The sequence below is a fragment of the Kitasatospora sp. NPDC087271 genome (genome assembly GCF_044744605.1).
Taxonomy (GTDB): Bacteria; Actinomycetota; Actinomycetes; order Streptomycetales; family Streptomycetaceae; genus Kitasatospora.
Genome location: NZ_JBIUYQ010000014.1, coordinates 94,893 through 115,208 on the forward strand (window position 1 = coordinate 94,893; position 20,316 = coordinate 115,208).

Consider the following 20,316-nt stretch of genomic DNA (forward strand, 5'->3'; position numbering starts at 1 on the left):
CAGGCATAGCGGGCGGCCGCGTTGACACCGGGTTGGGTAGCTGGTGGGGTTGCGGCGATGTGGTCCAGGCCTGGCGAGGAGGCTCCTGTGGAAGCCCGAGTGTCCGTTGTGGCCGGGCGGCGGCTGCGGCAGCGGTTGGAGCGGAGTGCGGCGTTGCGGGAGGTGCTGCACCACCCGGCGGCGCTGGCGGCGCGGCGGGCCACGGCGCGGACGTGCCGTCAACTGGCGCCCAGGACGGCGGACCGGCTGATCGCCGGCCTCAAGGGGACGGAACCGCTGCTGGCGTCGGGGCGGGCGGAGCGGGCCCGGCGGGCGGCGGGGCGGCCGGGGCGGCGGACGCTGCAGATCGCGGCGGGGGTCGCGGCGGCGGCGGTGGTCGGCGGGCTGCTGGCCGGGCCGGTGCCGTCGGCGGCGTACGCGGCGTCGGCGGGGCCGGAGGTCGTGAACAGCGCGCCGCAGACGCCGCTGGGGAGCATGACGAACCCGCAGGTGTTCCCGCGCCCGCAGGAGCAGACGGTGGCCGGCAAGCCGGTCGCGGTGCCGGCCGCGGTGACGCTGGTGCCGGCGCCGGACGCGGACCTGGGGGCGTTGGACGCCGTCCGGGAGGTGCTGGAGATCGCCGGGGCGACGACCGTGACCCCGGAGCCGGACGCCGACGCGCCGGCCGCCGGGTCGCTGGTGGTGTACGTCGGCGGACCGGCCGAGGCCGCCGGCGGCGGGACGGACCGGACGCTGCGCGCGCTGTCCGCCGCGGCCGGCGGCAAGGACGGCGCCGCCCCCTCGACCGCGGGCATGCCGGCCGGGGGGTACGTGCTGTCGGTCGGTCAGCTGCCGGCCCGGGGCGGCGGGACGTACGGCGCGGTGGTGCTGGCGGGCGCGGACGCGTCGGGCACCTTCTACGCCGTGCAGAGCCTGCGCCAGCTGCTCGCCGCCGTCCCGGCCGGGCAGGGGCAGGCGCCGGGCGCCGCCGGGCTGGGCCTGCCCGGGATCACGCTGCGGGACTGGCCGAGCGGCGCGCCGGTGCGCGGCACCGCGGAGGCGTTCTACGGCAGCCCGTGGACCGCGCAGCAGCGGCTCGACCAGGTGGACTTCCTCGGCCGCTCCAAGCAGAACTTCTACCTCTACGCCCCCGGTGACGACCCGTTCCGGCTCTCCCGCTGGCGCGACGCCTACCCCGCCGCCCAGGCCGACGAGCTGCGCGAACTGGGCGCCGCGGCCCGGCGCAACCACGTCACGCTCGGCTACGCGATCGACCCGGGGCAGTCCCTCTGCTTCAGCTCCGGCAAGGACGTGAACGCGCTGGTGGCCAAGCTGGACGGGCTGCGCAAGCTCGGCTTCACCGCCTTCCAGCTCCAGTTCCTGGACGTCAGCTACGACGAGTGGCACTGCGGCGACGACCGCGACACCTACGGCACCGGCCCGGCCGCGGCCGCCAAGGCGCAGGCCGCGCTGGTGACCAAGGTGCGGGACCGGCTGATTGCGCGCAACCCGGGCCTGGCGCCGCTGTCCGTGGTGCCCACCGAGTACCACAAGCAGGGCGTCACGCCGTACCGCAAGGCGCTGGCCGCGGCGCTGCCGGACGGCGTGCAGGTGGCCTGGAGCGGGGGCGGGGTGATCCCGGAGAAGATCACCGGCGACCAGGCCGCCGAGACCGGCGACCTGTACGGCCACCCGCTGGTCACCATGGACAACTACCCGGTCAACGACGCCAGCCCGGACCGGCTCTTCCTCGGCGCCTACACCGGGCGCGAACCGGAGGTGGCCACCCGCTCGGCGGTGATGCTCACCGGTGCCATGCAGCAGCCGGTGGCCTCCCGGATCGCCCTCGCCACGGCCGGCGACTTCGCCTGGAACCCGGCCGGCTACCGGCCGGAGGACTCCTGGCAGGCCGCGGTGCGCTCGCTCGCCGGCCCGACCGGTGCCGGCAGCACGCCCGCCGGCACCGCCCTGTCCGCGGTCACCGCGCTGGCCGGCAACAGCTCCTCCTCGCCGCTGTCCAAGCAGGAGTCCGGCTACCTGACGCCTCTGCTCGACCGGTTCTGGGCCGCCGCCGAGCCCACCTCGGGCACCGCGTCGGACCTCGCCAAGCTGATAGAGGCCGCCGCGCCCCTGCGGGACGCCTTCGCCGCGATGGCCACCGCCCAGCAGACCCTCGCCGGCACCCAGGCCACCGCCCAGCTCGCCGCCGAGGCCGCGCCCTGGCTCGCCCCGCTGCACGACTACGGGCTGGCCGGGCAGTCCGCGCTGGACATGCTGCTGGCCCAGCACGGCGGCGACGGCGCGGCCGCCTGGAAGGCCCGGGTGGAGCTGAACCGGCTGCGCGAGCAGCTCGCGCAGAACCCGGCCACGATCGGCGCGGGCGTGCTCGACCCGTTCCTGGAGCGGGCCGTCGGGGCCGCCGACAACTGGGCCGGGGTGGCCGGAGGCGGGATCACCCCGACCACCACCATGGGCACCGCGCACGACCACCTGCCCGCGCTGATGACCGACGGCGTGGCCGACACGTTCTACTGGAGCTCCGCTCCCCCGCAGCCCGGCGACGCGGTCGGCGTCGACCTCGGCGGCGGGCGCCCGGTCGGCGCCGTCACCGTGCTGATGGGCTCCTGGGGCAACGGGCCGGACGGCCGGAGCGCGGTCGACGACTACCTCCACGACGGCGTGCTGGAGTACAGCACCGGCGAGGGCGGCTGGAAGCAGCTCGCCGTGGTCAAGAACCAGAAGTCGGTCAGCGCCAAGCTGCCGGCCGGCTCGGTGGTGCGGGCCGTGCGGCTGCGGGCCACCGCCGCCCAGAAGACCGCCGTCGCGGTGCGCGAGTTCACCGTCACCGCGCCCGACGACGCCCCCGCCAGCGTCACCGGCGGCCCCGCCGCGCTGCCCGGCTCCTCGGCGTCCGCGGTGCTGGACGGCAATCCGGACACCGCGTACCGGGCCGCCAAGGCGCCCACCGCGCAGGACGAGCCGCTCACCGTCGAACTGGGCGCCGCCCGCCCGCTCGACCGGCTCACCGTGCTCACCGACCCGGGCGTGCACGCCACCGCCACCGTCTCGGTGCGTCGCTCGGACGGCGGCTGGACGGACATCGGCACCGTGCAGCCCGGCTACAACGAGCTGCCGGCCGGCGGGCAGGCCGCCGACGCGTTCCGGCTGACCTGGAAGCCGGGCGGCGACCCTCCGGTGGTCAACCAGGTGATCCCCTGGTACGCGGACGTCCCGGCGGCCCGGCTCAGCCTGTCCGACCCGACCCTGGACGTGGTGGCCGGCGCCGCCGCGCCCGCCCAGGCCCGGGCCACCGTCGAGGCCGGCCGCCCCGAGGGGACCAGCGGCGAGCTGCGCACCGAGGTGCCGGCCGCGGCCAAGGGCCTGACCGTGACCCCGGCGGCCGGGGTGACCGTGCCGCGCGGCGGCCGCATCGGCGTGCCGCTGCTGGTCAGCGCCGCTCCCGGGACGCCGTTCGGGACGTACCAGGTGCCGGTGGAGTTCGTGGCCGGCGCCACCACCGTGAAGCAGGTGCTCCAGGTGCACGTGGTGCCGCCGACCAGCGGTCCGGACCTGGCGCTCGGCGCGAAGGCCTCCTCCTCGGGCGACGAGACGCCGAACTTCCCCGCCTCGGCGGTCACCGACGGTGACCCGAAGACCCGCTGGTCCTCCCCCGCCAAGGACGACGCCTGGGTGCAGCTGGAACTTCCGCAGGCGGCCCACCTGGGCGCGGCGGTGCTGCACTGGCAGGCCGCGTACGCCGCCGCCTACAGGCTCCAGGTCTCGGCGGACGGCACCACCTGGACCGACGCGGCGACGGTGGACAACGGCAAGGGCGGCGACGAGACCGTGCGCTTCGACGCGCCGGACGCCCGGTTCCTCCGGGTGCAGGGCGTGGCCCGGGCCAACAAGTACGGCTACTCGCTGTGGGGCGTCGAGCTGTACGCCGTCACCCCGCCCGCCCCGTCGCAGCCGCCGGCCGTCCCCCCGGCCCAGCCGGGCGGCGGCACCACCACCGCGCCCACGGCCCCGACCACGGCCCCGACCGCTCCGAGCACCCCGGCCACGTCCCCGGCCACACCCCCGGCGGGCGGGACGACGGGCGGGACACCGCCGCCGAAGCAGTAGCCGCCGCCTCCCCCGCCGGACAACGCGGCGGGCCGCCGTGCTCCCCGGTGGGGGGCGCGGCGGCCCATGAGGCGTACCGACGGTATGACGGGCTGGCCCTTGTGGAGCGGGGTCAGGCGGAGAGCGGTTCGGGCTGCTCACCGCGGCGGACGGGGGCGGAGTGGGCCGAGTGCGCCCGGCCGAGCGGGACGGGGAGGCCCTGCTCGGTATGGTCGTGGTGCTCGTACTCGCCCCATTGCGGGGCGCGCAGCTGGTCGGAGCCGCCGTACGGCTCCAGGTAGGGGCGCCAGCGCGGGTCCTTGATGCCGGTGCCGATGATCCGCCAGGCGAGGCCGCTGGGCGGGGCCGGTGGGCGCTTCATCCGCCAGCCGAGTTCGGTGAGGTGGCGGTCGGCCTTGGTGTGGTTGCAGCGGCGGCAGGCCGCCACCACGTTGTCCCACCGGTGCTGGCCGCCCCGGCTGCGCGGGATGACGTGGTCGACGCTGGTGGCGGCGGCCCCGCAGTAGACGCAGCGGCCGTGGTCACGGGCGAACAGCGCCCGGCGGGTGAGCGGGACGGGCCCGCAGAACGGGACCCGGACGAAGCGGGTCAGGCGGACGACGGACGGCGCCGGGAGGGCGCTGGTGGCGCTGTGCAGAGTGACTTCCGAGTCCTCCAGGCTGACCGCCTTGTGGTTGAGGACCAGGATGAGTGCGCGGCGCATCGATACGACGCCGAGTGGCTCGTAGGACGCGTTGAGGACCAGGACATGCGGCACGGATGCCTCCTTGGACGCCTGCGGCGCGTGGCTCGCGCCGGGACGAGCGGTTGGATCGCACAACTGGTGCGCGATCTCCCCCAGTGTCGCCTTACGCCTTTGTACGGCGCCACCACTCCTGTGTAACGGACCTGGTGTGAACTTCGGGTGTGGCCTCTGTCATAGCCGGTATGCCCTGGGGAAGGTCGGGTTGCACCCGGGTGCCCCCGGGGTGCCGCCCGTGGCCCTCCCGGGGGAGCGCTCGGCCGGTCGGAGCAGCGGTCGACCCCGTCGTCCGGGGGAGCGCACCGGTGCGCTGACGGGGCGTTCGTGTTGCTCCGTACGCCCTTCGGCGTGTCCGGTCGGGTGTTCGGCGCCGGTTAGGCTGAGGCGGACGGTCCGCGGGCCGCGTGCCGCGGCGCGGGCCCGCCACCACCCCTTGCAGGAAGGCCCGCACGTGTTCCGCTCCGGCGCCACCGGTATCGCCGACGCGTCCTCGACGCTCTCCACTCCGACACCGGCGCCCAGCCCGACCGCGCCGCAGCTGCCGCAGCTGGACCTGAGAATCCCGACCAGCGCGCAGGAGGTCAGCGACACCACCAAGCAGGCCGCCAGTTGGTTCGACACGCACTGGCAGGGCTGGCTGGCCGGCGGGGTGCGGATCGTCTTCATCGTGCTGCTGGCCCTGGTGCTGCGCGCCGTGGTGCGCAAGCTGATCACCCAGCTGATCACGCGGATGGCGCGCTCGCACGACCACCACGAGGAGAGCCGGCTCGGCGGGCTGCTGGCCAACACCGGGGTGGTGAACCCGGAGCGGCGCCAGCAGCGGTCGGAGGCGATCGGCTCGGTGCTGCGCAGCGTGGCGTCGTTCTCCATCCTGGGCACGGCCGCGCTGATGGTGCTGTCCGCGCTGGGCGTGAACCTGGCGCCGCTGCTGGCCAGCGCCGGTGTGGCCGGTGTGGCGATCGGTTTCGGCGCCCGCAACCTGGTGACGGACTTCCTCTCCGGGGTCTTCATGATCATGGAGGACCAGTACGGCGTCGGCGACGAGATCGACACCGGAGTGGCCGCCGGCACGGTGCTGGAGGTCGGCCTGCGGGTGACCAAGCTGCGCGGGGCCAACGGCGAGATCTGGTACATCCGCAACGGCGAGGTGAAGCGGATCGCCAACATGAGCCAGGGCTGGTCGACCGCCTCGGTGGACGTGCAGGTCGGGTACAAGGAGGACCTGCTGCGGGTCGAGGACCTGATCCAGGAGACGGCCGAGGCGCTGTCCAAGGAGTCGCCGTACGACGAGCTGGTCTGGGCGCCGGTGTCCGTCCTGGGCGTGGAGTCGGTCGCGGCGGACTCGGTGATGGTGCGGATCGAGGCGCGGACCGCGCCGGGCAAGGCGCCGACGGTGTCCCGGGCGCTGCGCCAGCGCCTGAAGACGGCCTTCGACCAGGCCGGGATCAAGGTCAAGGAGGAGGCCGCGCCGGTGGCCGCCGCGGCGACGGCGGCCCCCGCGACCGGGGTGGTGATCTCCCCCGCGACCGAGCCGGCACCGCCGTCCGCGCTGTCCGACCCGACCTCGCCCCGGTACCGGGCGACCGAGCCGATACCGGCGCCGAGGCCGGCCGACGACCTCGCCAAGCCGTAGGGCCCCCAGGCCCGGCAGCACGAAGCCCCGTTCCCAAGACCCCTGGGAACGGGGCTTCGTGCTGCCCGGTAACGCTTCGGCATCCTCCGGGCCACGGACCATTGACACCCCGCTGACGGGGCCCGTACGGTCCTTCCCAAGCGACTGGAAACTTTCCTAACAGTTCGGCTCCCCGAACCGGCGGGTTCACCCTCGTCGCTCCCCCCACCAGCCGGAAGAGGAGGATTTCGCGCGTGACCAAGACCACCGCCAAGGCCCCCCTCGCCGGCACCCCCAGCCTGCTGCGCGCCATCAACGACCGCGCCGCCCTCGAACTGCTGCTGGAGAACGGCCCGCTCTCCCGCACCCAGATCGGCACCCTGACCGGCCTCTCCAAGCCCACCGCCTCCCAGCTGCTGGCCCGCCTGGAGGCGGCCGGACTGGTCCTGCCGGTCGGCACCACCGCCGGCGGCCCCGGCCCCAACGCGCAGCTGTACGAGGTGAATCCGGCCGCCGGCCACGTCGCCGGGCTGGACGTCACCAACAGCGAGATCAGAGTCGCCGTCGCCGACATCACCGGCTTCACGCTGGCCGAGCACGCCGTGCCGACCAAGGGCGTGCCGGCCGCCGAGACCGTCGCCAAGGTCGCCGCCGCCGTCGCCGAGACCGTCCGCGCCGCCGGACTGGCCGCGGGCAGCCTGCGCACCGCCGCGATCGGCGTCGGCGGCGCCCCCGACCCGGTCACCGGCAAGCTGCGCTACGCCTCCCACCTGCCCGGCTGGCACTCGCCGCGGCTGGTCGAGGAGCTGTCCGAGGCGATCGGCGCGCCCGTGTCGATCGAGAACGACGTGAACCTCGCCGCCGTCGCCGAACAGGCCTCCGGCGCGGCGCGGGGCTCCGAGGACTTCGTCCTGCTCTGGGCCGGTGCGGGCACCGGCGCCGCGATCGTCATCGCCGGCCGGCTGCACCGCGGCTTCACCGGCGGCGCCGGGGAGGTCGGCTACATGCCGGTGCCCGGCTCACCGGTCGCGCGGGACGTGCGCCGCCGCAAGTTCGGCGGGTTCCAGGAGCTGGTCGGCACACCCGCCGTCCGGACCCTGGCCCGCGAACACGGGCTCGGCGCGCCCACCGCCGAGGAGTCGATCGCCAAGGCCCTGGAGACCCCGGGCGCCGGCGACGCCTTCCTCGTCGAACTGGCCGGCCGGCTCGCCGTCGGACTGGCCGCGATCGTCGCCGTCGTCGACCCCCAGCTGGTGGTCCTCTCCGGCGCGGTGCCCACCGCGGGCGGCGAACGCCTGCGCGCCCTCGTCGAGGACGAACTGGCCAGGCTCTCCATCGCCCGGCCCGAGGTCCGCAGCAGTGCCCTGCCCGGCTCGCCCGTCCTGCTCGGCGCCCTGCAACGCGCGCTGGCGGACGCCCGCGAGGCGGTCTTCTCCACCCACTGACAGCCACCCACTGACAGCCGCCCACCGACGCTCACAGACGCCCACCCACCGACGCTCCCCGGTCGCCCGTCACCCCGCACGCACCCTGCACCCACCTCTCCCAACCCCCGAACGCGGGCCCCGAGGCAATGACGCCTGCCCGCGCACCCCCAGGAGGACCTCGAAGTGCACTCCACCACCTCCCGCAGAGGCCGTCGCACGATCGCCGCCGTCACCGGCACCGCCGTCCTGGCCCTGCTCGCCACCGCCTGCACCGGCAGCAGCGAGAGCAGCGGCAGCGACGACTCGGCCAGCGGCAAGGACGTCACCATCACCTTCTGGCACGGCTGGAGCCAGGACAACGAGGTGAAGGCGATCAACGACAACATCGCCGCCTTCGAGAAGGCCCACCCCAACATCCACGTCAAGGCCGTGGACAACATCGCGGACGACAAGGTCAACCAGGCCCTGCGGGCCGGCGGCGACGACGCGCCGGACGTGGTCTCCTCCTTCACCACCAACAACGTCGGCATGTTCTGTTCGACCAAGGCGTTCACCGACCTCAAGCCACTGCTGCAGAAGAGCGGCATCGACCCGGTCAAGACCTTCCCGGCCGCGATGCTCAACTACACGCAGTTCCAGGGCAACCAGTGCTCGCTGCCGCTGCTCGGCGACGCCTACGGCCTCTACTACAACAAGAAGGCCTTCGCCGACGCGGGCATCGCCAACCCGCCGAAGACCTTCAGCGAGTTCGCCGAGGACGCCAAGAGGCTGACCCTCGCGGACGGCGACGGCTACAAGCAGCTCGGCTTCATGCCGCTGTACCACGGCTACGAGTCGACCACCGAGCACTTCCTGGGCCAGTACGGCCCGACCTACTTCGGTGCCGACGGCAAGTCGAACATCGCCACCGACCCGAAGGTCGCCGCGATGCTCAAGTGGCAGAAGGGCATGGTCGACCAGCTCGGCGGCTACACCAAGCTGGAGAAGTACCGCGCCACCTTCGGCGAGGAGTTCAGCGCCAAGAACCCCTTCCTCACCGGCCAGGTCGCGATGGCCATCGACGGCGAGTGGCGCACCGCCGCCCTCGCCGAGAACAAGCCCGACTTCGACTGGGCCACCGCCGCGTTCCCCGTCCCGGACGACCAGGCCGACACCTACGGCCGCGGCTACCAGACCGGCACCATCGTCGGCATCGCCAGCAGCAGCAAGAAGCAGGCCGCGGCCTGGGAGCTGGTCAAGTACCTGACCACCGACACCGACGCGGTGGTCAGCTTCGCCAACGCGATCCACAACGTGCCCAGCACCTTCGACGCGCTCAACTCGCCGAAGCTGACGAACGACCCGAACTTCAAGACCTTCATCGACGTCGCCAAGAACCAGCACTCGGGCACCACCCCGGCGGCCGTCAACGGCAGCGGCTACATCGCCTCCCTGCAGAACCTCGGCTACGACTACGAGTCCGGCAAGCAGCCCGATCTCGCGGCCGGCCTCGCGGCCACCGCCAAGGAGATCGACGCCGCCATCGCCCAGGCGAAGTAGCGGAAACGGTCCACGGAGCTCCCATGTCACTCGCGTTCGGCACCCGCAAGGGCACCGGATCGACCGACCCGGCGGCGCCCTCCACGCAGCACCTGCTGCGCCGGAAGCGCCGCCGGGAGGCGGCCCGCAACCTCGCCTTCCTCTCCCCCTGGCTGATCGGCTTCGGCGTCTTCTTCCTGTACCCGCTGATCTCCACCGTCTACTTCTCCTTCACCAAGTACAACGGCTTCGGCGCCCCCGCCTTCAGCGGCCTGAAGAACTGGGACTACGTCTTCAACGACCTCCCGGCGTTCTGGCAGGGCCTGCGCAACACCGTGTGGCTGGTCTTCATCATGGTGAGCCTGCGGGTCGCCTTCGGCCTCGGCATCGGCCTGCTCATCACCAAGGTCAAGACCGGCGTCGGCTTCTTCCGCACCGCGTTCTACCTGCCGTACCTGGCACCGCCGGTGGCCGCCACCGTCGCCTTCGCGTTCCTGCTCAACCCCGGCACCGGCCCGGTCAACCACTTCCTCGGTGAGCTCGGCCTCCCGCAGCCCGGCTGGTTCGCCAGCGCCGACTGGTCCAAGCCCGCGCTCACCATGCTCGCCATGTGGGGCATCGGCGACCTGATGGTCATCTTCATGGCCTCGCTGCTCGACGTCCCCAAGGAGCAGTACGAGGCCGCCGAACTGGACGGCGCCGGACCCTTCCAGCGGTTCCGGTACGTCACGCTGCCGAACATCTCGCCGATCATCATGTTCGCCGTGGTCACCGGCGTCATCCAGACCATGCAGTACTACACCCAGGCGATCGTCGCCGGGAAGGTCGCCGGCGGCATCGCGGGCAACTCCGGCCAGCAGTTCGAGCCCGGCTTCCCGCAGGGCTCCACCTGGACCCTGCCGCAGATGGTCTACAACCTCGGCTTCCAGCGCTTCAACTACGGCGCGGCGTGCGTCGTCGCCCTGGTGCTGTTCGCCATCTCGATGGCCGTCACCTCGCTCCTGCTCCGCCGCAAGTCCGGCTTCATGGCGAGCGACGACTAGTCCGTGTGCTGCGGACCCAGCGGACCGATGAGGACCCGATCATGACTCTCAGCTCCACACTCACCAAGGCGCCCGCCCCGGCCGGCACCTCCCGCGCCTCCGGCCCGGCCGCCCGGGCGGCCCGCCGCCGCGCGGTGCTCAACTGGGTGGCCGTGCACTCGCTGGCCATCGCCGCCGCCCTGTTCTTCCTGCTGCCGTTCGTCTTCGCCTTCCTCACCTCGGTGATGACCGACCAGCAGGCGCTCACCACCGACTACTGGCCCACCTCCTGGCAGTGGGGCAACTACGGCAAGGTCTGGGACACCCCCGGCTTCCTCACCTGGTGGCGCAACACCCTGCTCTACGCGGGCCTCGGCACCGTGCTGACCATCGTCTCCAGCCTGCCGGTCGCCTACGCGCTCGCCAAGTTCCGCTTCCGGGGCCGCAACCTGGCGCTGATGGCCGTCATCGCCATGATGATGCTCCCGCCGCAGGTCACCGTCATCCCGATGTACCTGTTCTGGGCCAAGCAGCTCGGCCTCGGCGGCTCGCTCTGGCCGCTCATCATCCCGATGGCCTTCGGCGACGCGTTCTCGATCTTCCTGCTGCGCCAGTTCCTGCTGACCATCCCCAAGGAGTACATCGAGGCCGCCCGCATCGACGGCTGCGGCGACCTGCGCACCCTGCTGAAGGTCGTGCTGCCGATGGCCAAGCCGGCCATCGCCGCCGTCGCCCTGTTCCAGTTCTTCTACTGCTGGAACGACTACTTCGGCCCGCAGATCTACGCCAGCAACAACCACGAGGCCTGGACGCTCTCGTACGGCCTGGAGTCGTTCAAGGGCGCCCACCACACCAACTGGAACCTCACCATGGCCGCCACCCTCCTCGTGATGGCACCGGTGATCATCCTCTTCTTCTTCGCACAGAAGGCCTTCATCGAAGGCGTGACACTGACAGGGGTCAAGGGCTGATGTCCGCACTCAAGTTGGCAATCGTCGGCGGCGGTTCGACGTACACCCCGGAGCTGATCGACGGCTTCGCCCGGCTCCGCGACACCCTGCCGATCGGTGAGCTGGTGCTCGTCGACCCGGCCGCCGACCGGCTGGAGCTGATCGGCGGGCTCGCCCGGCGGATCTTCGCCAAGCAGGGGCACGGTGCCGTCGTCACCACCACCGTCGACGTCGAGGCCGGTGTCGCCGACGCCGACGCCGTGCTGCTGCAACTGCGCGTCGGCGGGCAGGCCGCCCGCAACCGGGACGAGACCTGGCCGCTGGAGTGCGGCTGCGTCGGCCAGGAGACCACCGGCGCAGGCGGCCTCGCCAAGGCGCTGCGCACCGTCCCGGTCGTCCTCGACATCGCCGAGAAGGTCCGGCGCGCCAACCCGGACGCCTGGATCGTCGACTTCACCAACCCCGTCGGCATCGTCACCCGCGCGCTGCGCAACGCCGGCCACAAGGCCGTCGGCCTGTGCAACGTCGCCATCGGCTTCCAGCGCAAGTTCGCGACCCACCTCGGCGTCGACCCGGAACTGGTCCGGCTCGACCACGTCGGCCTCAACCACCTCACCTGGGAGCGCGGCGTCACCCTGCTCGACGCCCCGGGATCGGCGACGGGCCGGGAGGTGCTGCCGGAGCTGCTCGCCGCGCACGGCAAGGCCATCGCCGAGGACCTGCACCTGCCGCAGCCCGTCATCGAGCGGCTCGGCGTCGTGCCGTCCTACTACCTGCGCTACTTCTACCAGCACGACGCCGTCGTCGAGGAACTCAGGGTGCAGGGCTCGCGGGCCGCCCAGGTCGCCGAGATCGAGCGGCAGCTGCTGGAGATGTACGCCGACCCGGCCCTCGACACCAAGCCGGAACTCCTCGGCCAGCGCGGCGGCGCGTTCTACTCCGAGGCGGCGGTCCAGCTGATCGCCGCGCTGCTCGGCACCGGCGGCGGGACGTCCGTGCAGGTCGTCAACGCGCCGAACAACGGCGTGCTGCCGTTCCTGCCCGACGACGCCGTCATCGAGGTCCCGGCCGAGGTCGACGCGAACGGCGTCCGGCCGCTCCCCCAGCGGGCCGTCGAGCCGCTGTACGCCGGCCTCATCGCCGCCGTCACCGCGTACGAGCACCTCGCCCTCGACGCCGCCCTGCACGGCGGCCGCGACCGGGTCTTCGACGCCCTGCTCGCCCACCCGCTGGTCGGCCAGCTCGAACTCGCCGACCAGCTCACCGATCGGCTGCTCGCCCACAACCGCGAGCACCTCGCCTGGGCCTGACGGCCCGGGGCCCGGCTTCGCACCCGGGCCCCGTCCGGAAAGCAGCCCGGCCCGCGATATGAGGGTGTCGCGGGCCGGGCACTGCGAGGAGACCGATCACCCCCGGCCGGGGACAACGCCACGGCCGGGCCACGTACGAGCCGCGGGGACCTGATGACCCACCAGCCCGAACCGATCCTGCCCGGCGTCCTCGCCATCGACGCCGGCAACTCCAAGACCGACGTCGCCCTGATCGGCGCCGACGGCACCGTCCACGGCACCGCCCGCGGCGGCGGCTTCGCACCCCAGAAGATCGGCGGCGCCGCCGCCGTCGCCGGCCTCGCCCCGCTCGTCGAGCAGGCCGCCGCCGCGGCCGGCCACCCCGCCTGGAGCGGCGTCCTCACCAGCCACGTCAGCGCCTGCCTGGCCAACGCCGACCTGCCCGTCGAGGAGGAGGCCCTGCGCGCCGCGCTGGAATCCCACCCCTGGGGCGCCAGCAACACCGTCGTCAACGACACCTTCGGCCTGCTGCGGGCCGGCACCGACGGCCCGCGCGGCGTCGCCGTCGTCTGCGGCGCCGGCATCAACTGCGTGGGCCTGCTGCCCGACGGCCGCACCGCCCGCTTCCCCGCCCTCGGCGAGCTCACCGGCGACTGGGGCGGCGGCGGGGGCCTGGCCGTCACCAGCATGTGGCACGCCGTCCGCCACGAGGACGGCCGCGGCGGCCCCACCGGGCTCTCCCGCGCCATCGCCGAGCACTTCGGCCTGCCCAGCGCCGGCGCCGTCGCCGAGGCCGTCCACCTCGGGCACCTGCCGACCAGCCGGCTGCACGAGATCGTCCGGGTGCTGTTCGCCGTCGCGGAGCAGGGCGACGAGGTCGCCCTGGGGCTGATCGACCGCCAGGCCGACGAGATCGTCCGGCTCGCCGTCGTCGCCCTGCGGCGGCTGGAACTGCTCGACGCACGGACCCCGCTGGTGCTCGGCGGCGGCGTGATCTCCTCCCGGCAGCCGCTGCTGCTCGACAACCTGACCGCCCGTCTGGCCGAGGCCGCGCCGCTCGCCGAACCGCGGGTCGTCGTCGCGCCGCCCGTCCTGGGCGCGGCGCTGCTCGGACTCGACCACCTCGGGGCGGGCCCCGAGGCCCAGGCCCGGCTGCGCGAGGCGTACGAGGCGCAGCGGCCCGTCGCCGCCTGACCGTTACGCCGCCCCTCAAGACTCCCGCCGCCGCCGGATCCGCACATCCGGCGGCGGCGGGAACCACAGCCCGTGCACCAGTCGTGTACCTGCGTGACGAGTTCCGCCGCTGTCCGGGGAGACTAGTGCCATGGCCGTGCCCCGAACCCTCCTCGCCGCGCTGCTCTGCTGTACCGCCGCAGCCGCCCTCGCCGCCTGCACTCCCGCCGACTCCGCGCCCACCGTCGCCGCCGCCTCCGCCGCGGCCGCCGCCGACGGGGCGTACGACGACGAGGACGACCTGCTGGGCGACGACCTCGCCGACCCCGAGCCCAGCATGGACACCTCCCCCGTCCCCACCGCCGACTGCGCCACCCCGACCCCGACCGAACGCCCCGGACACACCGTCCTCGTGGTCCTCGCCACCGAGGACGGCGACGTCACCGCCCAGCCCGCCCGCTACTCCTGCGACGAGGCCCGCTACGAGGGGACGGGGACGCCGGCCCGCTACGGCTTCGCGACCGCCGGGGTCGAGGCCACGCTCGTCGACCGCCCGCACGGCGACCCGACCAGAACCGTCCGGCTGGAGGACGTGCTCGGGCACCTGGAGGACTGCCTGGCCGAGCACGAACCCGACGACGCGCCGTACGGGTGCTACGGCAACGTGTACGACGTGGTGCTGGACTCGCACGGGCGGATCATGCGGATCGGGGAGCTGGTCGAACCGTGATCCCGCCGTGGACCGGCTGGGCTCGGGACCGGGCCAGGATCGGCCCGGGACCGGGTCGGAACTGACTCAAGATCGGCTCAGGACCGGCTCGGGACCGGGTCAGAATCGGCTCGGGACCGGCCCGGGACCGGCTCAGGACGGGGCGACGAGGCCGAACTCGTAAGCCTGGATGACCAGGTGGACCCGGTCCCGGGCGTCCAGCTTGGTGAACAGCCGGGCCACGTGCGCCTTGGCGGTGGCCACGCTGATGGTCAGCTCCTCGGCGATCTCGCCGTTGGACAGCCCGCGGCCGACCAGCGTCAGCACCTCGCGCTCACGGTCGGTGATCCCGTCGACCGTCGCCCGGCCGGACCGGGCGGCGGTGGGCTGCGGGCGGGCGGCGAACTCGCCGATCAGCCGGCGGGTGATGCTCGGCGCGATCAGGGCGTCCCCGGCGGCGACCACCCGGACGCCGTCGAGGATGGTCTCCAGGGCGAGGTCCTTGACCAGGAAGCCGGCCGCCCCGGCCCGCAGCGCGCCGTACACGTAGTCGTCGTCGTCGAAGGTGGTGAGGACGAGGACGTGGGTGGGCAGGCCGGGGTCGGCGGTGATCCGGCGGGTGGCCTCGATGCCGTCCATGCCGGGCATCCGGATGTCCATCACGGCGACGTCGGGGCGCAGCCGGCCGACCAGTTCCACCGCCTCGGCGCCGTTGCCGGCCTCGCCGACGACCTCCAGGTCCGGGGTGTCGGCGATGAGCACGCGCAGACCGGTGCGGATGAGCGGCTGGTCGTCGACCAGGACGACACGGATCACGGGGAGACCTCCACGGGGAGCGGCAGTCGGGCGGCGACCTGGAAGCCGCCCGCGGGGCGCGGGCCGGCGCTGAACTCGCCGTGCAGCAGGCCGACCCGCTCGCGCATGCCGGCGATGCCGTAACCGGAACCGGCGGACGGCCCGACGGCTCCGGCGCCGAGGTCGACGACGGTGACGGCGACCTCCTCCGGGCCGTAGTCGACGGTGACCCGGCAGTCCCGGGTGCCGGAGTGCCTGACCACGTTGGTGACCGCCTCCTGCACGATGCGGTAGGCGGCGAGGTCCACCTCGGGCGGCAGCGGGCGGGGCTCTCCGAGGCGGGTGAGCGCGACCCGCACGCCCGCGCCGGCCGTCTGCTCGACCAGCCGGTCCAGCTCGCCCAGCCCCGGGGCGACCTCCATCGGCGCGGACTCCGGTTCGCCCTGGCGCAGCGCGCCGAGCATCCGGCGCAGCCCGGCCAGGGTCTCCCGGCTGGTCGCCTCGATGGCGTTCAGCGCGTTGCGGGTCTCGGCGGGCTGGGTGTCCATGACCCGGCTGCCCATCCCGGCCTGGATCGCGATGATGCCGATGCTGTGGGCGACCATGTCGTGCAACTCTCGGGCGATCCGCAGCCGTTCGGCGGTGATCGCCTGCTCGGTGGCGCGGCTGCGCAGGGCCTCGGCGTGCACGCGGTTCTGCCGGACGGTGTTGCCGACCAGCCAGGCGATCGCGGCGGTCGAGGCGAACGCGGCCTGGGCGACGAAGTCGGTGTGGTAGTCGTTCGCCACCCGCCAGACCGCCAGGACGGCCACCATGGCGACCGGCATCGCGGCGGCGCACAGCGACACGGCCCGGGAGCGGGTGGCCGTGCAGTAGCCGATCGCCACCTCGGCGAGCAGCAGTTGCACCACGGCCGTCTCCTGGATCCGCATGCCGATCGTGAAGACGCACGCCGCCAGCGGGATCGCCACCGCCAGCAGCGGCAGCCGGACCAGCAGCGAGGCCATCAGGATCGTGACCACCGCGGTGACCAGCAACGGCATGTCCTCGAAGTTGCCGTTGTAGCGGAACAGGTGGGCCAGCTCGTCGCTCCGCTGGAAGCCGCGGAACGTGATGACGGCCACCCAGAACGCCGCCACCCAGACGCCCGGCGGCAGGCGCCTGAGCAGGGGCGGACGAGGGTTGGTGATCATCGCCCGATGGTAACGGCGGCCCGCGCGGCGGCACATCGGCCCGAGGGCGTAATCCCCCGGGCCAGTGCGGCGGCCGGCGGTTGTGGCCCTCGGCCCGATGCCCGGCCGGGGCCCCGGACGGCACCGTTGTCCCCGTGATCGAGATCGAGCGACTGACCAAGCGGTACGGCGCCACCACGGCCGTCGACCAGTTGACCTTCACCGTCCGGCCGGGCACCGTCACCGGCTTCCTCGGCCCCAACGGCGCGGGCAAGTCCACCACGCTGCGGATGATCCTGGGACTGCACACCCCGACCGGGGGGTCCGTCACGGTGGACGGCGCGCCCTTCGCGGACCGGCCGCGCGGACTGCGCCACGTCGGCGCCCTGCTGGACGCCCAGGACGTGCACGGCGGGCGCAGCGCCCGGGCCCACCTGTCGGCGCTCGCCCGCGGCAACCGCATCCCGCTCCGGCGGGTGGACGAGGTGCTCGCCGAGGTCGGCCTCGGCAAGGCCGCCGGGCGCCGGATCGGCGGCTACTCGCTGGGCATGAAGCAGCGGCTCGGCATCGCCGGCGCGCTTCTCGGCGACCCGCCGGTGCTGCTGTTCGACGAGCCGCTCAACGGCCTCGACCCGGAGGGCGTGCTGTGGGTGCGCGGCCTGTTCCGCCGCCTCGCCGAGGAGGGACGGACGGTCTTCGTCTCCAGCCACATGATGGCCGAGATGGAGCACACCGCCGACCGGCTGGTGGTGATCGGCCGGGGCCGGCTGATCGCCGACGAGAGCCTGGCGGAGTTCTCCGCCCGCAACGCCGTCACCAGCGTGGCCGTCCGGACGCCCGAACTGCCTTCGCTCGCCGAGGTGTTGCGGGCCGAAGGGGCGGCCGTACGGCAGGCGCAGGAGCCGGACGGCGCGGTGGTGACCGGGCTGCCCGCGGCCCGGATCGGCGAACTCGCCCTGCGGCACGGCCTGGTGCTGCACGAGCTCGCCACCCGTACCTCGTCCCTGGAGTCGGCGTTCATGTCCCTGACCGCCGACAGCGTCGAATACCCGGCAGGAGATGCCCGATGAGTACCGCCGCCCTCGCCCCCGCCCGCCCCCTCACCCGCCCGGCCGAACCGCGGCCCCGGTTCGGCGACCTGCTCGCCGCCGAGTGGATCAAACTGCGCTCGCTGCGGTCCACGTACTGGGTGCTGGCGCTCGCCTCGCTGGCCGCGATCGTGGTCAACCTGAACGCCGTCCACACCGACCTCACCTACATCGACCACCCCCGCCCGCCGGTGCCCGGCTTCCCGCCGTACCGGTACGACCCGCTCTTCCACGGCCTCAGCAGCATCTCCGGCGCCCTGATGGCCGTCGCGGCCGGCAGCCTCGGCGCGATCACCGTGTTCGGCGAGTACACCACCGGCATGATCCGCACCACCTTCGCCGCGGTGCCCGACCGGCGGGGCGTGGCCGTGGCCAAGGTGGTGCTGATCGCCGGCCTCACCTCGCTCGCCGGGGCGGTGGTGTCCGCGGTGTCCTTCTTCGGCAGCAACGCCATGCTGGCCTCCCGGCACGCCGGGCTCTCCATCACCGACGAGGGCTGCCTGCGGGCCGTCCTCGGCTACGCGGCGATCGTGCCCGTCTGCGCGCTGATCGGGATGGCCCTCGGCGCCCTGCTGCGGCACGCCACCGCTTCGATCGTCTCGCTGGTCATGCTGCTGTTCATCGTGCCGATGCTGTTCGGCGGCGACCGCTACCGCTGGCTGAAGGAGATCGGCAACCACCTGCCGCTCGCCGCCGAGGGGAGGCTGACGATCAACCCCAACTCCTCGACGACGATGGGCAAGTACGCGCCGAGCGTGCTGGACTCCTGGATCACCCTGGGCGCCTGGGCGGCCGTCGCGCTGGCGGCGACGGTGGTCCTGATGCGGCGGCGGGACGTCTGAGCCCGACGGAAGCCGGGTGTCAGACGGCCGAGGCCGCCGCGGCGGCCGCCTTGGCGCGGAAGGCGCCGAGGGTGGCGGCGGGGACGCCGCAGGCCGGGAGGAAGGCCTCGGCGCCGCCGTGGCGGGTGCGGACGCGGTCGAGGAAGACGGCCATGGCCTCAGCCGGGGCGTCGAGGAGCGGGGCGGGGATTGTGAGTTCGCGGCCTTCGGAGTCGGTGACCCGGGCGCCGCGGGCGTTGAGCGCGGTGCGGTGGCGCTCGGAGAGGCCGGCGAAGATCTGCGGCAGGGCGTCGGCGGTGCGGGCGTAGTCGGCGACGATCCGCTCGGCGGGCACGCCGAGGAGGTCCAGCAGCAGGGCGGTCAGCAGGCCGGTGCGGTCCTTGCCGGCGGCGCAGTGCAGGAGGACGGCGCCCGGGCGGGCGGCGGCCTCGACGGCGGCGGTGACGGCCTCGGGCGCGGACTCGGCCAGCAGCACGTAGTAGTCGCCGAGGTCGGCGGCGGTGGCCATGGTGCGCATCCGGGCAGCGAGGCCGTCGCCGGTGGGGTTCACCGGGGCGGCGACGACGGCTATCCCGGTGGCCTCTGCGGCGGCCCAGTCGGCGGGGTCGGTCTCACGGGTGTCGCGCAGGTCGACGATGGTGCGGATGTCGCAGGCGCGCAGCTGGGCGACGGTGGCCTCGTCGGCGGCCGGGAACGGCTGGGCGGAGCGGTACAGCACGCCGGGGCGGATCCGCCGGCCCTCGGGGTCGCCGAGGACGGCGGAGTCGCGGAAGTTGACCAGGGACATGCGCGGGGCCTTTCGGTGGGGCCGTGGGGAGGGGCCGGGCATCCAGACGTGCATCAAGACATCTAGATGTCTAGTCCCTCCCCGGGGTGCGGGGCAAACCACGGCCGCCCGCACCCCTCCATCCCACCCCCGCCGACCGGTCCCGTCGACCGGAGGGAGGGGACGGGGCGGGCAGGCTGCGGGCCCGGCCGTGGGCGGGCTGCGCCCCCTGCCTTGGGCAGGCTGCGGGCGGCTGCGGGCTCGGGGTTCGTAGGATCGGGCGTGTGGCGACGAACCCTCCCAGCACCCCGCTCTACCGACGGCTGGCCCGGCGGCTCCAGGAACGGATCGACGCCGGCGCGTACCCGGCGGGCGCCCGGCTGCCGAGCGAGCCCGAGCTGAGCGCCGAGTTCGGGGTGAACCGGCTGACCGTCCGGCAGGCGGTGGCGGAGCTGGAGCGGGCCGCCGTGGTGGAGATCCGGCGGGGCGTGGGCACATTCGTCCGCCCGCCGGCCGTCCGCGTCTCGATCGCGGTGGACCCGCGCAGCCAGCGCTTCGACCTGGGCAGCGTGCACGCCGCGCTCCCCGACACCGGCGACGGCGAGTTCGTGCTGGGCACCCCGCCGGTGGCCGGGTCGGCGGAGGACGAGGAGGCGGCCCGGCAGCTGGGCCGGGCGCCGGCCGAGCTGTCCCGGGTGGACACGGTGATCCGGCTCGGCGGGCGGGCCCGGGCCGCGTGCAGCTACTGGGTGCCGTTCGGCCCGCTGCCGGACGCCCTGGTGCGGCCCGGCCGGCCCGGGAACCTGGTGCTGGACCTGGCCCGCGCGGCCGGGGTGGAGCTGGAGTACGACTGGCGGGCGTTCGGCGCGATCGGCGCGGATCTGGCCGACGCCGAGCTGCTGGGCGTCCCGCCGGGCACCCCGCTGCTGGTCCGCGAGGGGGTCAGCTGCACCCCGGACGGTGCCCCGGCGCTGTACGTCCGGCGGCGGATCGACGGCAGCAGCGCGCGCTTCGTCCTGAACTTCCGCGAGCCCCGGCCGGAGCCCCCTGCCGACCCTGCGGCCGACCTGCCGCCCGGACCTCCGTCCGGCCCGCGATAGCACCAGG

16 protein-coding genes are annotated in these 20,316 nt (G+C 74.0%); 12 read left to right on the plus strand and 4 right to left on the minus strand.

The window, feature by feature from the left end:
• The first annotated feature begins 99 nt into the window (after nucleotides 1-99).
• A complete protein-coding gene (locus tag ACIO9K_RS23285; RefSeq protein ID WP_400332625.1) occupies nucleotides 100-4,104 on the plus strand; it encodes a beta-N-acetylglucosaminidase domain-containing protein in 4,005 nt (1,334 codons plus the stop codon).
• Nucleotides 4,105-4,216: 112 nt separating this feature from the next.
• On the opposite strand, the gene ACIO9K_RS23290 is transcribed toward ACIO9K_RS23285, so the two are convergent.
• Nucleotides 4,217-4,861 carry an HNH endonuclease gene (locus tag ACIO9K_RS23290; protein ID WP_363580364.1) on the minus strand — a complete coding sequence of 215 codons (645 nt, stop codon included), beginning with the start codon at nucleotides 4,859-4,861 and terminating at the stop codon, nucleotides 4,217-4,219.
• A 436-nt stretch (nucleotides 4,862-5,297) separates the two neighbouring features.
• On the opposite strand from ACIO9K_RS23290, the gene ACIO9K_RS23295 reads away from it, so the two are divergent.
• From ACIO9K_RS23295 to ACIO9K_RS23330, 8 genes are all read left to right on the plus strand, one after another.
• Nucleotides 5,298-6,479: a mechanosensitive ion channel family protein gene (locus ACIO9K_RS23295; protein ID WP_400332628.1), complete on the plus strand. Its 1,182-nt coding sequence runs from the start codon at nucleotides 5,298-5,300 to the stop codon at nucleotides 6,477-6,479.
• A 233-nt stretch (nucleotides 6,480-6,712) separates the two neighbouring features.
• Nucleotides 6,713-7,903, plus strand: coding sequence for an ROK family transcriptional regulator (locus ACIO9K_RS23300; RefSeq protein WP_400332630.1), 1,191 nt, complete (start codon nucleotides 6,713-6,715; stop codon nucleotides 7,901-7,903).
• Between the two features lie 165 nt (nucleotides 7,904-8,068).
• Nucleotides 8,069-9,424: an ABC transporter substrate-binding protein gene (locus tag ACIO9K_RS23305; protein WP_363618758.1), complete on the plus strand. Its 1,356-nt coding sequence runs from the start codon at nucleotides 8,069-8,071 to the stop codon at nucleotides 9,422-9,424.
• A 23-nt stretch (nucleotides 9,425-9,447) separates the two neighbouring features.
• The gene (locus tag ACIO9K_RS23310) at nucleotides 9,448-10,446 is read left to right on the plus strand and encodes a sugar ABC transporter permease (protein WP_363618759.1); all 999 of its coding nucleotides are present in this window, start codon (nucleotides 9,448-9,450) and stop codon (nucleotides 10,444-10,446) included.
• A gap of 41 nt (nucleotides 10,447-10,487) precedes the next feature.
• Nucleotides 10,488-11,396, plus strand: coding sequence for a carbohydrate ABC transporter permease (locus tag ACIO9K_RS23315; protein WP_371519194.1), 909 nt, complete (start codon nucleotides 10,488-10,490; stop codon nucleotides 11,394-11,396).
• A complete protein-coding gene (locus ACIO9K_RS23320) occupies nucleotides 11,396-12,685 on the plus strand; it encodes a 6-phospho-beta-glucosidase (RefSeq protein WP_400332631.1) in 1,290 nt (429 codons plus the stop codon). The genes ACIO9K_RS23315 and ACIO9K_RS23320 overlap by 1 nt, the downstream gene beginning before the upstream one ends.
• 153 nt (nucleotides 12,686-12,838) lie before the next feature.
• Entirely contained in the window at nucleotides 12,839-13,858 is a 1,020-nt protein-coding gene (locus tag ACIO9K_RS23325; RefSeq protein ID WP_400332632.1) for an N-acetylglucosamine kinase, read from the plus strand.
• A gap of 130 nt (nucleotides 13,859-13,988) precedes the next feature.
• Complete coding sequence (locus ACIO9K_RS23330) at nucleotides 13,989-14,567, plus strand: hypothetical protein (RefSeq protein ID WP_400332633.1); 579 nt, start codon at nucleotides 13,989-13,991, stop codon at nucleotides 14,565-14,567.
• 132 nt (nucleotides 14,568-14,699) lie between these two features.
• Here the strand turns inward: ACIO9K_RS23330 and ACIO9K_RS23335 are convergent, their stop codons facing one another.
• Both ACIO9K_RS23335 and ACIO9K_RS23340 read right to left on the minus strand, forming a co-directional pair.
• Nucleotides 14,700-15,362, minus strand: a complete 663-nt coding sequence (locus ACIO9K_RS23335) for a response regulator transcription factor (protein ID WP_363618764.1) — start codon at nucleotides 15,360-15,362, stop codon at nucleotides 14,700-14,702.
• Complete coding sequence (locus tag ACIO9K_RS23340) at nucleotides 15,359-16,534, minus strand: sensor histidine kinase (protein WP_400332635.1); 1,176 nt, start codon at nucleotides 16,532-16,534, stop codon at nucleotides 15,359-15,361. The genes ACIO9K_RS23335 and ACIO9K_RS23340 overlap by 4 nt, the downstream gene beginning before the upstream one ends.
• 134 nt (nucleotides 16,535-16,668) lie before the next feature.
• On the opposite strand from ACIO9K_RS23340, the gene ACIO9K_RS23345 reads away from it, so the two are divergent.
• Nucleotides 16,669-17,583 (plus strand): ABC transporter ATP-binding protein, encoded by a 915-nt coding sequence (locus ACIO9K_RS23345; RefSeq protein WP_400332638.1) that lies wholly within the window; start codon nucleotides 16,669-16,671, stop codon nucleotides 17,581-17,583.
• Nucleotides 17,580-18,443 (plus strand): ABC transporter permease, encoded by an 864-nt coding sequence (locus tag ACIO9K_RS23350; protein ID WP_363618767.1) that lies wholly within the window; start codon nucleotides 17,580-17,582, stop codon nucleotides 18,441-18,443. The genes ACIO9K_RS23345 and ACIO9K_RS23350 overlap by 4 nt, the downstream gene beginning before the upstream one ends.
• Nucleotides 18,444-18,462: 19 nt before the next feature.
• Here ACIO9K_RS23350 and ACIO9K_RS23355 read toward each other — a convergent pair whose 3' ends face one another.
• Nucleotides 18,463-19,230: a tyrosine-protein phosphatase gene (locus ACIO9K_RS23355; RefSeq protein ID WP_400332641.1), complete on the minus strand. Its 768-nt coding sequence runs from the start codon at nucleotides 19,228-19,230 to the stop codon at nucleotides 18,463-18,465.
• A 263-nt stretch (nucleotides 19,231-19,493) separates the two neighbouring features.
• On the opposite strand from ACIO9K_RS23355, the gene ACIO9K_RS23360 reads away from it, so the two are divergent.
• Nucleotides 19,494-20,309, plus strand: a complete 816-nt coding sequence (locus tag ACIO9K_RS23360) for a GntR family transcriptional regulator (protein WP_363618768.1) — start codon at nucleotides 19,494-19,496, stop codon at nucleotides 20,307-20,309.
• Nucleotides 20,310-20,316 lie beyond the last annotated feature (7 nt).

Excerpts from the sequence above, each read along its gene's own strand:
- ACIO9K_RS23310 (WP_363618759.1), top strand. The coding sequence starts at position 9,448 with ATGTCACTCGCGTTCGGCACCCGCAAGGGCACCGGATCGACCGACCCG.
- ACIO9K_RS23330 (WP_400332633.1), top strand. The coding sequence starts at position 13,989 with ATGGCCGTGCCCCGAACCCTCCTCGCCGCGCTGCTCTGCTGTACCGCC.
- ACIO9K_RS23315 (WP_371519194.1), top strand. The coding sequence starts at position 10,488 with ATGACTCTCAGCTCCACACTCACCAAGGCGCCCGCCCCGGCCGGCACC.
- ACIO9K_RS23340 (WP_400332635.1), bottom strand. The coding sequence starts at position 16,534 with ATGATCACCAACCCTCGTCCGCCCCTGCTCAGGCGCCTGCCGCCGGGC.
- ACIO9K_RS23325 (WP_400332632.1), top strand. The coding sequence starts at position 12,839 with ATGACCCACCAGCCCGAACCGATCCTGCCCGGCGTCCTCGCCATCGAC.
- ACIO9K_RS23350 (WP_363618767.1), top strand. The coding sequence starts at position 17,580 with ATGAGTACCGCCGCCCTCGCCCCCGCCCGCCCCCTCACCCGCCCGGCC.
- ACIO9K_RS23320 (WP_400332631.1), top strand. The coding sequence starts at position 11,396 with ATGTCCGCACTCAAGTTGGCAATCGTCGGCGGCGGTTCGACGTACACC.
- ACIO9K_RS23355 (WP_400332641.1), bottom strand. The coding sequence starts at position 19,230 with ATGTCCCTGGTCAACTTCCGCGACTCCGCCGTCCTCGGCGACCCCGAG.